This is a genomic window from Enterobacter cloacae complex sp. BZL2005, assembly GCF_049238885.1.
In the GTDB taxonomy this organism is placed as follows: Bacteria; Pseudomonadota; Gammaproteobacteria; order Enterobacterales; family Enterobacteriaceae; genus Enterobacter; species Enterobacter roggenkampii.
Genome location: NZ_JBMKGI010000012.1, coordinates 81,947 through 95,749, shown reverse-complemented (window position 1 = coordinate 95,749; position 13,803 = coordinate 81,947). Strand labels below are relative to the sequence as shown.

Here is a 13,803-nt window from a genome sequence, read left to right as displayed (position 1 = left end):
CGCCGAGTCAGCGTATACTACGCCACCTTTGAGAATCTCGGGTTTGGCATTTGGGCCTGGCAATCGAGAGTTCACTTAGAACTATGCGATGACCGGGCTGTAAAGCCTGACGAGGCGCCGATACCCCATACGAAGCTCGAGCTAATTTGATTTTTGGAGAATAGACATGTCCCGAGTCTGCCAAGTTACTGGCAAGCGTCCGGTGACCGGTAACAACCGTTCCCACGCACTGAACGCGACTAAACGCCGTTTCCTGCCGAACCTGCACTCTCACCGTTTCTGGGTTGAGAGCGAGAAGCGTTTTGTCACCCTGCGCGTATCTGCTAAAGGTATGCGTGTAATCGATAAGAAAGGCATCGATACAGTTCTGTCTGAACTGCGTGCCCGTGGCGAAAAGTACTAAGTACTTAAAGAGGAAATAAATCATGGCTAAAGGTATTCGCGAGAAAATCAAGCTGGTTTCTTCTGCTGGTACAGGTCACTTCTACACCACCACGAAGAACAAACGTACTAAGCCGGAAAAACTGGAACTGAAAAAATTCGATCCAGTTGTACGCCAGCACGTACTGTACAAAGAAGCTAAAATCAAATAATTTTAGTCTCCTTGTATCGAAAAACCCCGCAACTGCGGGGTTTTTTGCATTCTGTATCTCAACGGAGGAACCATGCCTGAATTACCTGAGGTAGAAACCAGCCGTCGCGGCATTGAGCCCCATCTGGTCGGCGCGACGATTCTTCACGCGGTTGTCCGTAACGGGCGTCTGCGCTGGCCGGTGTCCGATGAGATCCATGCCCTGAGCGATAAACCCGTCCTTAGCGTGCAGCGCCGCGCGAAATACCTGCTGCTGGAGCTGCCCGACGGCTGGATCATTATCCACCTGGGGATGTCCGGGAGCCTGCGCGTTCTTACCGAAGAACTGCCTGCGGAAAAGCACGACCACGTGGATCTGGTGATGAGCAACGGCAAAGTGCTGCGTTACACCGATCCACGGCGCTTTGGCGCGTGGCTGTGGACGAAGGAGCTGGAAGGGCATAACGTGCTGGCGCATCTGGGCCCGGAGCCGCTCTCAGACGCGTTTAACGCGGAATACCTCAAGGCGAAGTGCGCGAAGAAGAAAAGCCCGATTAAGCCCTGGCTGATGGATAACAAGCTGGTGGTCGGCGTGGGGAATATCTACGCCAGCGAATCGCTGTTTGCGGCCGGGATCCACCCCGATCGGCTGGCCTCGTCGCTGTCGGCGCAGGAGTGCGAGCTGCTGGTCCGGGTGATTAAAGCCGTATTGCTGCGCTCGATTGAGCAGGGGGGGACAACGCTGAAGGACTTCCTGCAAAGTGACGGCAAGCCGGGCTATTTTGCCCAGGAACTGCAGGTGTATGGCCGTAAGGGCGAACCGTGCAGAGTCTGCGGCACACCCATTATTGCCACGAAGCACGCCCAGCGCGCCACGTTCTACTGCCGTCAGTGCCAGAAATAGGGCTACTTTAGCTTTTCCATCAACGCCTGGTGGACGTTAACCGGCAGGAAATGGGTAACGTCCCCGTGATGGCGCGCCACCTCTTTCACCAGCGTGGACGAGATAAACGACCACTCTTTGGAGGGCATCAGGAACACGCTCTCCAGCTCCGGCATCAGGTGGCGGTTCATGTGCGCCAGCTGCATCTCATATTCGAAGTCTGCCACCGCGCGTAAACCGCGGATCAGAATGTTCGCCTGCTGGGCCCGGGCGAAGTTAGCCATCAGGTCACTAAACCCGACCACCTCAACATTCGGCAGGTGCGAAATGGCATCGGTGGCAAGCTGCACGCGCTCGTGGAGGTCAAACATCGGCTTTTTGCTGGGGCTCGCGGCAATGGCCAGGATGACCTTGTCAAACATGCACGCCGCACGGGTGATGATATCAAGATGACCGTTGGTGATCGGATCGAAGGTACCCGGATAAATCGCTTTTGTGCTCATGGCTCACGTTTTCTCTGAGTAGCCGCGGCAGAGCGCCCACAGCTCGGTGTATTTGTTGAAAGTATACTGGGCATTCACTACCGCGAGTAACCAGCCCTGCTTACCGTCCAGAACGCCACCACGCAGCAGGAGCGTTTTCAGGAACGCGCCCAGCGTGTGGGTAAAGATACCGGTCAGTGAGGCCTTCTTGCCGCGCTGGTGACGCTCCTGCGCCCAAGCCGTGGCATAGTTGAGCTGTTTACGCTGGAAGCTCGCGAAATCGCGGCAGGTCAGGTGCAGCAAATCGCCCGTCAGGGGGATGACCTGGGCGTTGTCGCAGCTCAGGGATTCATGCACCAGATTGTCGTTGTACTGATAGCGCTCGCGCTCGTAAAGGCGCGTCACGCGGTCAGGATACCAGCCGCTGTGGCGCATAAAACGGCCAAGGAAGTAGTTGCGGCGGGCAATGCTGTATACAGCACCAGGTTGAGGTGAGGAAAGCACCGCCTGAATGGCCTGCTGAAGCTCCGGCGTGATGCGCTCGTCAGTATCGAGCATCAGGACATAATCTCCGGTGGCAAACCCCTGCGCGCGCTGGCGCTGGATGCCATAGCCTTGCCAGTCAGTATCGATAAAGACTTTTGCGCCCGCTGCCCGGGCAACGTCCACCGTGTTGTCCGTACTTCCGGAATCAAGAATGACTATCTCATCAGCCCAGGCTACCGACGCCAGGCAGTCCGGAAGCAGGTCGGCGGCGTTTTTGGCGATCATCACGACCGACAGACGCGTTGACATCAGTGGCTCCGCTGGGGCAGGTAAGGTTGCAGAAGCTGCAGCAGACGGATCAGGGCACCCTGGTTCTGGTGCAGCACTTCGACCGCATGTCGCCCGTACCACAGGCGATAATCTTCGTCAGTCAGAAGGGTTGAGACCTCTTTAACTACGGAGTCCGCATCGGTCACGGTAATTAAACCATCGGCCTGCTGTAATTTTGCGCAGATATCTTTGAAGTTAAATGTGTGCGGCCCCATCAGCACTGGAATCGCGTGGGCTGCCGGCTCGAGCGGGTTATGGCCGCCGCGCTCCACCAGGCTGCCGCCGACAAACGCGAGGTCAGCAATGCCGTAGAGCAGCATCAGTTCGCCCATCGTATCGCCAATCACCACCTGGGTGCTGCCAGACGGGATCTCCCCGCTGCTGCGCAGCGTGAAGCTGAAACCGCCTTTTTGCACCATTTCACGGGCATCTTTAAAACGTTCCGGATGGCGGGGCACGAGGATTAGCAGTAAATCAGGGAAGCTTTCCAGCAGCTTGCAGTGCGCCTGCAGGATGATCTCTTCTTCACCGTCATGGGTACTGGTCGCAATCCAGACCTGACGACGCGGGGCCCACTGGCGGCGAAGCGTGATCGCGCGGGCGGCGAGTTCAGGGGTAACCGAAATATCAAATTTCAGGCTACCCGTCACTGCAAGCTGGTTGCGCTTCAAGCCCAGAGAGATAAAGCGTGCCGCATCTTCTTCATTCTGCGCGGCAATCAGGGTGATTTTGCTCAGCAGGCGGCGCATAAATTTACCCAGCTTGCCGTAACCTTTCGCCGAGCGCTCTGACAGGCGCGCGTTGGCAATCACCAGCGGAATTTTACGGGCATGCAGGGCGGAAATCATGTTTGGCCACAGCTCGGTTTCCATCACGATCACCAGCTTCGGGCGAACGGTATTCAGGAAACGATTCATGGCGCAGGGGAGATCGTAAGGGAGATAGACGTGATGAACATCTTTGCCGAAAGCGGATAACGCGCGCTCCGAGCCGGTTGGCGTCATCGTCGTGACGGTAATCGGCAGCGACGGGTAGCGGTGACGCAGGGCGCGAACCAGCGGAATCGCCGCCAGCGTTTCACCGACAGAAACGGAATGCAGCAAAATACCGTCCGGTGCGACTTTATTGCGGCAGAAGCCATAGCGTTCAGCCCAGCGTTTACGATACGCAGGCGCTTTCCGGCTACGAAGCAACAGTCTCAGCCACACCAGTGGCTGAATAATGTAGAGCAGGGCGGTATACAACAATTCCAAGCGATTATCCGTTTTTTTAGTTTCGGCGGGCAAATTCTAAGCATTTGAGCCGTCTAAAGCTATCTCTTTGGTGTTTTAAGATACCCATTTGCCTGCGTTACGCTCATTCGCCTGAAAAAAAACGGGCAATTTCTTGCCCGTTTCATGTCTAACCGTTTAGCGCTCCGCTTCGGGGAGGGCATTCAGATGGTAGGTTACGCGCTCCGAAAGCCCGCGAATATCACCGCCAGTGATAAAGAAGCTGTCATCTTTTTGATTCGGATTGCTGACGTCGTAGCCCAGCATCTTGTTGATGAGCGTTGCCACCTGGTAATGGTTGAGAGGTACCTGCGGGCTGATCTCCTTCATGGCGTAAGCCGGATCGTTGCTGAAGTAGAGGAACGGTACCTGAGCAATTGGCATTTCAACAACCGAGTGGCCAAACAGACCGTTATCGCCCACGCGTTCACCGTGATCGGAGGTGATAAACACCAGCACCGGCAGTTTGGATTTTGCCAGCGCAGTGCGAATCGCGGACGCGAGTTCTTTGTCATACAGGCGGACCGCATCGTCATACTCATTTTTCTTCTGCGCCACATCATCACTCAGACGCGGCGTAGAGAATTTCGCGAAGCCCTGCGGAATATTACGCTCGTACGGGATATGTGGCGCGCGGCTGTTGAGCACCATCAGGAACGGTTTGTTCCAGTCCAGGGTTGCTTTCTCAACGGATGGCGTCAGAACAACGTCTGCGCCGACATCTGGTGCCGGGCGGATCTGGGTATCTTCCCACAGATCGATATCATGGATGCCAATCCAGTTGCTCAGCCCTTCCAGCCCCTGGGCGGAGATAAAGGCGGTCTGATAACCCTGTTTCTTCGCGTTGGCGAAGATATTGGTGGATTTCGATTTATAGGCCCCGTAGTTATCCGGCTCGCGCAGATTATTCACCAGCATCGGGATGGCCACGCGGGTGGACACGGCGTTGGAGACAATCAGGCGGCCCGTACCTTGATACTGCTGGAGCAGTGCTTTCAGCTCGGGCGTGGTATCGCGTTCGTAGCCCAGAGCGCTGACGTGGTGCGGATTAAGGCTTTCACCTATCGCCAGAATAATCGAATATTTACCCGCGCGCGTATCCTTAACAGGTTTGACCTGGTAGGGATCGTAGTGGGTCAGATTCTGGTTTTCGCCTGACATCGCTTCCGGGATCAGGCGTATGGCGCTGAAGCTCATCGCAGACAGGCCGTTACGCAGCAGGGAGTGGCGCAGGTCCGGGTTGAACTTGTACATCTGCCCGTCGATCGCTTTGTAGAACTGACCGACAAACATCACGACAATCGCAAGCAGGCAAGGAAGCGCAATCCATTTGTGCCAAAGCGGCGCCAGACGACGCGCAAAGACCAGCGCAAACACGACCGCCACAATCATGATGGCGAAGTAGATGCCCAGTGAACCCAGGCTGTCGGTGATCCCGCTGGCAATGTCTTTCGTTTCCACGAACGCCAGCCAGACTTCGCTCGGGCCATAGAACTGACCGTAGAACTGGTAGTACACCGCTTCCGAAATCTGAACGATAAACGTGACGGTCAGCAGCAGGCGAGTCAGGAAGAAACGCGCGCTGGCTGCGGCAAGCAGGGAAATGATCAGATACAGCGAGATATCACCGGATTTCGGCTGGTAGACGTGATCTTTCAGCAGAATGATGATTTCTGAAAGCGAGAACAGCAGCAGGAATGCCAGCGTCAACCCCAGGGTGCGCAACAGATTGCTGCGCGGGGTGAACGAAGAGTGTGTCGTTGTTTTGAACATGGAAGGACTCTATTCCGATCAGAACTTTTTAGTCAGCGGGCGAATGGCTTTACCAAAGCCAAAGCGCAGTGCGCGAACTACCGTAGGACGATTGTGCAATCCTTTTCGCCAAATATCCTCAAACAGGGCATACCAGCGTGCAGCGACCGCTTCGCGGGAATAGACCTGTAGGCGTTTTTCACCCTGTTCGCGCATCTGACGATACAGTTCAGGGGAGTTTTTAAGACGCATGATGGCATTGAAGGCTTCATCAGGGTTTTTGGCGATCAGGTAGTCCAGCTCGCTTTCGCGGATCGCGCGATAAGACGGCTCGTCATCGCAGACCATCACCGTTTTCCCCAGCCAGTTGTTAATGAGCTTACTGGCAGGCTTACGCGCCAGTTTATGATCGTGTGATTTGCGGAAGCTGATGCACACGTCCACGTCCTGGTAGTTTGTCCAGTTATCGAACGAGATGCGGAGCTCAATACCTTGTTCGGCAAGACGTTGCTTAAAATTCCCTTCGCGGTATTCGTCCGGGAAACTGTCTACACGGCCGAAGAATGCGACGGTTTTGATTGTCTCGTCGGTGCGTTCGCGTGGTTTTACGCCCGGCTGTGGCCAGTTAGGAATAAAGATACGCCCTGGGATGTTAGCAACTTCAGGGTTTTGTTCGACGACGTAATCCGCGCCGATAACCGGCGGACGATCGGCACGAGCAACAACGGTCACGCCGACCCAGGGTTTTACGCGGGAACCATAGTGATCGTTGTGCATCAGATTAATTGCGTCCGGGCGGCACTCAGTGCCCCATGAGCATTCAATCTGACCGTTATAGTAATAGTTAAGGCTGAGCATCGTCTGAAATGTCCAGACGCCTCTTCCCCCACAGTAAAAACGATGCGGAATATCATCCGGATTGATTTTCTGATCAATCAGTTCCTGAAAATCGGCAAAATTCGTCGCGATAAACTCAGGGCGGGAAACAACATGCAGTTTAAGCTTGCTCATAATTCCACTCATTTGACGAGTTTTTTAAGACGGAAGTAGCGACGTCCCAGACGCCACCGTTGGCGGAAGCCGCGCGCATTTTGCCAAATCAGATTCCAGATACCGCGATCGAAAAGCTCACGGGTGATCTCGCGTTTTTTGGCTATATCTTCAATGTTATTAATGCTATGCAGGATCCCCAGACCCTCTTTGGCGATTTGCCAGCGGCAGGCGGGCACGCGTTTCACCTGTTCCGGATAGCGTTTGTTGATGGCGTCCAGCATCTCCAGAATCTTCATATAATGGCGCGAAGAGCGCATGCGCGTGTCGTCCGTGCCTGGCGTATGGGAAACGGAAGCGGAGTGGATCAGGTAGTCGTAATAGGTCTCATCAATATACTGCACGCGTCTGGCGGTGAGCAGCACTTCCGTAGTCCAGGGGATGTCCTGATGGCGCAGACCCTGTTCAAAGCTGAAGCCCTGCTCTTTGATAAAGGCGTGGCGATAGATGTTCAGCCACGTCACGTGCAGGAACTTGCGCGATTCGAGCGCCATCTGCAGCCAGGTCGGGCCGTCCAGCACGTCGGTTGACGCAAGTTTATCTGAAGGGAAGATCTTCTTCGACGGGCGTCCGTCGTCATAAATGTAGGTACCGTTGCAGGTCGCGACGTCCAACTGCCCGGCGAGTGCAATCTCAAGCAGGCGCGGATACATACCCGGATAGATAACGTCATCAATATCCGGAAACGCGATGTAATCGCCCGTTGCTGCGGCCAGACCGGTATTACGGGCCGCAGAGACACCCCCATTAGGCTGGTCGATGACATTAAAATGACTGAATTCACTGGCGTAGCGGGCGATGATATCTGCGGAGCCGTCAGTTGAGCCGTCATTAACGATAACAAGTTCCAGGCTGTGCAGATTCTGTTTCTTTATGCTGTCAAAAAAAGCGCTCAGGAAATTCTCGCCATTATAGACGGCGACAACGAGGCTTAATTGAGGCGTTCCAGACATGCTTACTCCGTAATTTAACGCGGTGAGATGCGGCTAACGAGCGATACAGCAACGTGCAATGGCTTTTCGACAGCCGGCAGGCAAAAGAGTTCTGATAGGTAACGTTGCGCCGATGCGTATTGTCAACGGCGCTATGTATACGCAATCAGGAGGTTGTTTCTGTTCGTTTAGCGGGCCGTAACGCGCACATTCCCACAAGCAACCCGGTTAACAGCATATATTGTTCCAGGTAGTGATCTTTCAGATTGTGGTCAACCATGGTGCGGGAGAAGAAACCAACCGTAAACAGCAGCAGGAACATGCCCGCCATCATATTGCCATGGCGGAACTCGCGCCAGCCGATGTACCAGCAGCCTGCCAGCAGAATCAGCCAGCCTGCAATGCCCGCGATGCCGTTCTGGATACCAAACTCAATCAGGCCGTAGTGGCTGTGCGGAATGTTAATGCGATTGTCCTGCGTGTCGCGACGCAGCACATAGCGGAAGGCCTCTTTGCGAGGCCCCATTCCCGCAGGGTGTTCACCCACCAGTTTCCAGCCCTGATGGAAGAAGCTGGCACGACAGCCGTTGGAGTGATCCATTGGACGACCGAGATCGTTAGTCGGTACAGTTCCGTCTGTTCTGTTATAGCAAAAACTGGTGAAAGGCGCGTTCCAGCCTGTTACCGCATCATCTTCCAGATTTTGCCAGCGCGGATCGGTTTTCCAGGAGGCATAGCCCAGAAGCGCAGAAGCGATAATAATGCCCAGAAGGATGCCACCGGTGAGCAGCACCCGGCTGCGACGCATACTGTGCAGGCTGAGCAGTAGGAAGGTGGAGAACAGGCTGCCGACCAGGCCGATCGTTCCCCAGCGGGTATCGACTAACGCCGTGCATACAAGGTTACACAGCAGCATAAAGGCGAGGAACGGTGTCTTCAGGCGTAAGAAACGCTGATGAAGCAGGCCGCGCGTAAGCAGTTCGGCGAGCAGGAAACCGGTGATCATATTGACCTGGAAGCTCATGCGCGTGCGGTTATAAACAATCCGCGTTTCGCCCCAGTGGATCACGCCGTCTCGCCAGTAAAGCCAGACGGTATCAAGGAGGTGGATACAGACGACGCCCCAGAAAAAAAGGACGACGAGAGTAAAGAGCCGGGCTGCCGATAAAGAGGGGAAGCGCTCCTGAATCACCGGTAATAACACCAGGCCCGCACAGAAAAGCAATACCGGACGTAACCACTGTCCATCCCAGGTCGACACCATTTCTTTAATATCTGGCGCGACAAAAAAGCCGTTAATCAGGATAAAGAAGGTTAATGCCCACAGCACAATAAGCACGAACTTAATTTTGTTTAAGTCCAGCGCTTTTCTCGCCACTGAAGAGCTAAAGAAAAGACCGAGCGCCACCACAATATTAGGATAAATCAGTCCATTACGATGAAAAGGTAGCTGATCGTTTGGGATTGGCCAGATAAAACATAAAGCCAGTACAGACAGTACTAAAAGACCTGTCAGGATGTTACGAGTATTTGTCATAATTTTGGTACTGGTAAAGGATCTCGGCGTTAATACCGGTTAGTTAACAATGCCATATGCAGATTCCACTGATTTTGAGTGGAATAAAAGCCTGAGAAAATTACCACAGAAGCCATTACTACAGAAGGACAATGTTTGTAAGCAAGATTAATCCGCCTGTGCATTATCGTAATACCCACGTATATAATCGGCGGCCTGGACAGCGGTTTCAGCTAAACGACAGGAAATATATGCATATTGTTCACACTGAAGCAGACGGCGGCAAAGGCGGGCAGCCTCTGCGCATTATCAACGAATCGCTTGGGATGATTCAGCGTGGCCATCAGGTGACTCTCCTTTGTCCGGAAACTGCGCCGCTCCACGCGCTGGCACGCAATGCCGGTCTGACGGTGGTCACGATGCCGTTGAAGCGTAAGAACCTTAAAAACCTGCAGGTGCTGCGTCGCTGGATGAAGGATAACCGTCACTCGATTGACGTCATCAACAGCCATAACTCTGCCGATACCTGGCTGGTGGCGCTGGCGAATCTGACGCTGTCCAACCCTGTACCACTGGTGAGAACCCGTCATGCGTCCGGCGTACCGCGCAACAACTGGACGACCCGCTGGCTCTTCCGCACGGCCTGCGCGCATATCGTGACCACCGGCGAGGCGCTGCGCCATCAGGTGGCAAATATTGGCGTGCCGATGTCTCAGAGTACGTCGGTGCCAAGCGGTGTCGATACGCAGCGTTTCCATCCGGGAGATAAGCACCAGGCCCGGGTTCATTGTGGTTTGTCGCAGGACGATTTCTGGCTGGGCGTGGTATCGCATTTGCGCCCGAACAAAGGCCATAGCGTACTGCTGCGCGCCCTGGCGAAAATCGCCAATCCACACATCAAGCTGGCGATTGTCGGCGAAGGTCCGCACAAAGCGACGCTGGAACAGGAAATCACCGCCCTGGGGTTACAGCAGCGCGTGGTCATGGCGGGACATCAATCCGATCCGGAACGCTGGTTCCCGGCCTTTGATATTGCGCTCAGCCCTTCGCACGATATGGAAGGTGTTCCACAGGGCGTGCTGCAATCGTTAGCCACCCGTATTGCCACCATTGCGACGGATGCAGGTGGAACGGGAGATGCGGTGATTAACGGGCAGACGGGAGTGCTGGTCGTGCAGCGCGACGAAAACGCGCTGCACGATGCCATAATGAAACTCTATGACGACTCAGCCCTTCGCGAGACGCTCGCGCAACAGGGATATGACTACCTGAGCACGCACTTTACCCGCGAATGTATGCTGGACGCGATGGAGAAAGTCTTCTCCGATGCCGCTCAGCGCAGCAAATCGCGATAAAGCGCCTGTAGCTCTTTCGCCATTCTGTCCAGGGTGAAGGGCTCGGCGGTTGCACGCGCAGCGGCGGAGTAATCGACACCCTGTTCACGGCCTTTCAGCCACAGCGAGATGGCCTGCTGGTAGCCTTCGCTGTCCAGCGCATCGCGCACCCAGCCGTTTTGACCCTCGGTTATCCACTCCGCCGCGCCGCAGCCGTGGCTGGTAAGCAGCGGCAAACCACAGGCCAGCGCTTCCACGCACACGTTCGGGAAGGGATCGTAGAGCGTCGGCAGGATAAGGGCATCCGCCGTGCCATAGACTTCACGCACGTTGGCAACGGGGCCCAGGAACTTCACTCGTGAGGAAATCCCCAGCGCCTGCGCCAGCTTTTCGAACTTCCGCGCATGTTTATCGCGGCCGGCAATCAGCAGCCAGACGTCAGGATGCGCCACAATGGCGCGCAGCGCGGTGGCGACGCCTTTACGGCTGAAGCCTGACCCAACATACGCCAGCACCGGTGCGTCAGGAGGAATGCCCAGGGCATCACGCTGCGAAAGGGCGCGGACCTCAGGGCTAAACTGAACGGTGTCCACGCCGTTGTAGATCACCGTCAGCTTGTCGTCCGGCAGCCCGAAGCGCCGCGCGATATCATCGCGCACCATCTTCGAATTACAGATCACCTTGCGCAGCTGCGGATGGGTAAACATCTGCGCCTCGGCCTGCAGAATGTAGCGGTGATAGCGGCTCAGAGATTGCGCCCAGCGCGCCAGCGGCGACAGAATGCGACCATATTGCTCAAGCCAGGTGGCGTGAACACCGTCGCCCGCCCGGAAGATGGTGGCTCCCGGTATGCGTTCGTGGCTTTGCACAATATCAAACTGCGCAAAATGCGCGGCGGCTTCGAGGGCAAAACCGGATTCACGCGCGATGCGATTGCGAAACGGCGGATTGACCGTCAGCGTTTTCCAGCCTGCGGCATCCTCCCACTGGCGGGCAATCAGCGTGACATCAAGCGAGGTATCCTGCGCCAGCACGTTCAGCGCACGCGAGACAAAACGCTCTGCGCCACCGTTGGGGTTGTAGGTCTGTCGGACAATCGCCAGCTTCATGCAGGGGTTTCCGTTTCTAAGAGCATCGTATCGATGGCGCTCAGCACGTGCTGTGGGGTGATGGCCGTGATGCAGTCAGAGACACCGCTGTCTCCGCAGCCCGCTTTGCCGCACGGCTGGCAGGTAAACCCGGCCACGATTACACGATAATTTACCCCCCACGGCGCCCATTTGATGGCGCCGGTAGGGCCAAAGATGGCGACGGTTGGCGTACCGACGGCGCTCGCAAGATGCATTGGCATGGAATCCACGCCGAAGTACACCCGGGCGTGCTTCATGAGCGCACCCAGCTCTTTCAGGTTCAGCTGACCGCTTAAATCAAAGACCGGCTGGGTGAGGGCTGCGCGCAGCGCGTCCATATAGGCCTTCTCTTCTTTTGACGGCGCGGCGGAGAGGACGATCGGCAGGCCGCGCGCCGCCAGGTTATCAATGGTCGCTGCCAGCTTTTTGATATCCCAGGCCTTAAACATCCAGCGCGAGGTCGGGTGAACCAGAATGTAGGATTTACTCGTGAGCCCAAACCCGGCCAGTTTTTCGGCCACAGAGGCTTCTGCCGCGTCACCGGGCACAAAAAGCGTATGTTTGTCTTCGTCGGACTGCGGATGAATGCCGATCCGGCGCAGGGCATCCAGATTAACCTCCACCATATGACGGCTGTTGTCCTGAATCGCCGGATAGAGCGTGGTGAACGATTTCACCCAGCGGCGACGCGCAAGGCCCCCGCGCTTATCCGGCTTAAAGCCGACGGAGACGCGCGGTTTCAGGCGACGCGCCAGGCGCGCGCCGTGCCAGTGTTCGGTCAGGTTAATCAGCACGTCATACTGACGGCCTTTCAGGGTGTTCAGCAGGGCGCGGTAGAGGCGGAATTGTTCAAACCAGCCCTTCTTGCGCCAGTTGCGCCCAATAGTGTGCACCTGGTCGATATGCGGGTGGCTGGTCAGCATCGCCTGGGTATCGTCATAAACCAGCGCATCGACTTCCACGTTCGGCCAGTTCTTTTTCAGCACGGTAAAAACCGGCGAGGTAAGCAAAACGTCACCGTGGTGACGAAGCTTAATAATCAGCACGCGCTTTGGCGGGCGCTCCGCTGAGAAAAAATCAGACATAGGCTCTCTCTGCTGCCAGCAAAGGCTCTAATTGCGCAAATACCGCAGCGGCGCTGAGATCGCTCAGCTGCGATGAGTGTTCCGGGCGGCAGATATATTGATTTTTTCCATAGCCGCCGATCAGGCCCGGGTCCGTTGGGCCGTAAAGCGTAATATTAGGACGGTCCAGCGCCGCCGTCAGGTGGCTGAGTCCCGTATCCACGGAGACCACAGCCGTAGCGCCTGCCAGCGCCTGAGCGACGCCATCCAGCTTCATGCGCGGCAGAACGTCCACATAATCAAACCCTGCCGCCAGGCGTTTGGCCCGCGCCTCTTCGTGCGGTGCACCCCACGGGAGTTTGATACGCAGTCCCGCACTTGCCAGCAGGCCGATCAGTTCGCGCCAGTGCGCTTCCGGCCAGTGCTTGTCGTCGCGGGTCGTTGCATGAAGGAAAATCAGGTAGGGGGCGTCTGTTTGTTGCGAACCGTGCAAAAAATGCTGCGAAATGGCGTAATCGCCCTGCGTTTCCGGCTTTGCATAGCCAAGACTCTTTGCAAATAGCTCGCGGATACGTTCCACCGCGTGCTGCTGCTTCGCGATGTGGTGGCGGTGGTTATAGAACAGGCTCGCCAGCGGTTCGCGGGCGGTTTGCCAGTCCATGCCGTGCTTTACGCCGCGCGCCAGTCGCGTCACCAGCGCGGCGCTTTTGACCAGCCCCTGCGCGTCGATGATGGCATCATAACGCTGCGCCTGTACCGCCTCGCGGAAGGCTTTGCGTTCGGCTTTAATCGGCGCGGAGAACCACGCTTTCCGCCAGCGGCGAATCGCCACCGGGATCACGCGGTCAACCGCTTCATGCCAGGTGGGGATCTGCGCGAAGCCCTCTTCCACCACCCAGTCAAAACGAATGCCCGGTACGGCCTGCATGGCGTCCGTCAGCGACGGCAGCGTGTGCAGAACATCACCCATTGAGGAGGTTTTAACGATCAGTACCCGCATTC

The 13,803-nt window shown here is 56.1% G+C and carries 14 protein-coding genes; 4 read left to right on the top strand and 10 right to left on the bottom strand.

The features are described from left to right. Window positions 1-166 precede the first annotated feature (166 nt). From rpmB to mutM, 3 genes are all read left to right on the top strand, one after another. Window positions 167-403: a 50S ribosomal protein L28 gene (rpmB, locus tag ACOTXI_RS18390; protein WP_002436699.1), complete on the top strand. Its 237-nt coding sequence runs from the start codon at window positions 167-169 to the stop codon at window positions 401-403. A 22-nt stretch (window positions 404-425) separates the two neighbouring features. After that, window positions 426-593, top strand: a complete 168-nt coding sequence (gene rpmG, locus ACOTXI_RS18385; protein WP_003024094.1) for a 50S ribosomal protein L33 — start codon at window positions 426-428, stop codon at window positions 591-593. A 72-nt stretch (window positions 594-665) separates the two neighbouring features. Then, window positions 666-1,475 (top strand): bifunctional DNA-formamidopyrimidine glycosylase/DNA-(apurinic or apyrimidinic site) lyase, encoded by an 810-nt coding sequence (gene mutM, locus ACOTXI_RS18380; protein WP_008502694.1) that lies wholly within the window; start codon window positions 666-668, stop codon window positions 1,473-1,475. Between the two features lie 2 nt (window positions 1,476-1,477). Here mutM and coaD read toward each other — a convergent pair whose 3' ends face one another. The 7 genes from coaD to ACOTXI_RS18345 all read right to left on the bottom strand — a co-directional run bounded on the left by coaD (window position 1,478) and on the right by ACOTXI_RS18345 (window position 9,294). Continuing rightward, window positions 1,478-1,957: a pantetheine-phosphate adenylyltransferase gene (gene coaD / locus ACOTXI_RS18375; RefSeq protein ID WP_008502695.1), complete on the bottom strand. Its 480-nt coding sequence runs from the start codon at window positions 1,955-1,957 to the stop codon at window positions 1,478-1,480. 3 nt (window positions 1,958-1,960) lie between these two features. Then, a complete protein-coding gene (locus tag ACOTXI_RS18370; protein ID WP_008502696.1) occupies window positions 1,961-2,731 on the bottom strand; it encodes a glycosyltransferase family 2 protein in 771 nt (256 codons plus the stop codon). Next, on the bottom strand, window positions 2,731-4,005 hold the full coding sequence (waaA, locus tag ACOTXI_RS18365; protein ID WP_058653893.1) for a lipid IV(A) 3-deoxy-D-manno-octulosonic acid transferase: 1,275 nt from the start codon (window positions 4,003-4,005) through the stop codon (window positions 2,731-2,733). Before waaA ends, ACOTXI_RS18370 begins: the two co-directional genes overlap by 1 nt. Window positions 4,006-4,161: 156 nt before the next feature. Then, window positions 4,162-5,796 (bottom strand): sulfatase-like hydrolase/transferase, encoded by a 1,635-nt coding sequence (locus ACOTXI_RS18360; RefSeq protein ID WP_058653894.1) that lies wholly within the window; start codon window positions 5,794-5,796, stop codon window positions 4,162-4,164. Between the two features lie 18 nt (window positions 5,797-5,814). Then, window positions 5,815-6,786: a hypothetical protein gene (locus ACOTXI_RS18355; protein WP_008502699.1), complete on the bottom strand. Its 972-nt coding sequence runs from the start codon at window positions 6,784-6,786 to the stop codon at window positions 5,815-5,817. 8 nt (window positions 6,787-6,794) lie between these two features. Next, entirely contained in the window at window positions 6,795-7,778 is a 984-nt protein-coding gene (locus tag ACOTXI_RS18350; protein WP_008502700.1) for a glycosyltransferase, read from the bottom strand. A gap of 145 nt (window positions 7,779-7,923) precedes the next feature. Further along, the gene (locus ACOTXI_RS18345) at window positions 7,924-9,294 is read right to left on the bottom strand and encodes an O-antigen ligase family protein (protein WP_008502701.1); all 1,371 of its coding nucleotides are present in this window, start codon (window positions 9,292-9,294) and stop codon (window positions 7,924-7,926) included. Window positions 9,295-9,524: 230 nt separating this feature from the next. On the opposite strand from ACOTXI_RS18345, the gene ACOTXI_RS18340 reads away from it, so the two are divergent. After that, complete coding sequence (locus ACOTXI_RS18340; RefSeq protein WP_058653895.1) at window positions 9,525-10,628, top strand: glycosyltransferase family 4 protein; 1,104 nt, start codon at window positions 9,525-9,527, stop codon at window positions 10,626-10,628. On the opposite strand, the gene ACOTXI_RS18335 is transcribed toward ACOTXI_RS18340, so the two are convergent. The 3 genes from ACOTXI_RS18335 to rfaC are packed head-to-tail and all read right to left on the bottom strand — an operon-like array spanning window position 10,607 to window position 13,801. After that, window positions 10,607-11,716, bottom strand: coding sequence for a glycosyltransferase family 4 protein (locus ACOTXI_RS18335; RefSeq protein WP_023345200.1), 1,110 nt, complete (start codon window positions 11,714-11,716; stop codon window positions 10,607-10,609). The two genes, ACOTXI_RS18340 and ACOTXI_RS18335, sit on opposite strands and share 22 nt — an antisense overlap. Continuing rightward, complete coding sequence (gene rfaQ / locus ACOTXI_RS18330) at window positions 11,713-12,822, bottom strand: putative lipopolysaccharide heptosyltransferase III (protein WP_058653896.1); 1,110 nt, start codon at window positions 12,820-12,822, stop codon at window positions 11,713-11,715. The genes ACOTXI_RS18335 and rfaQ overlap by 4 nt, the downstream gene beginning before the upstream one ends. After that, entirely contained in the window at window positions 12,815-13,801 is a 987-nt protein-coding gene (gene rfaC, locus ACOTXI_RS18325) for a lipopolysaccharide heptosyltransferase RfaC (RefSeq protein ID WP_058653897.1), read from the bottom strand. Before rfaC ends, rfaQ begins: the two co-directional genes overlap by 8 nt. Between the last annotated feature and the right edge of the window lie 2 nt (window positions 13,802-13,803).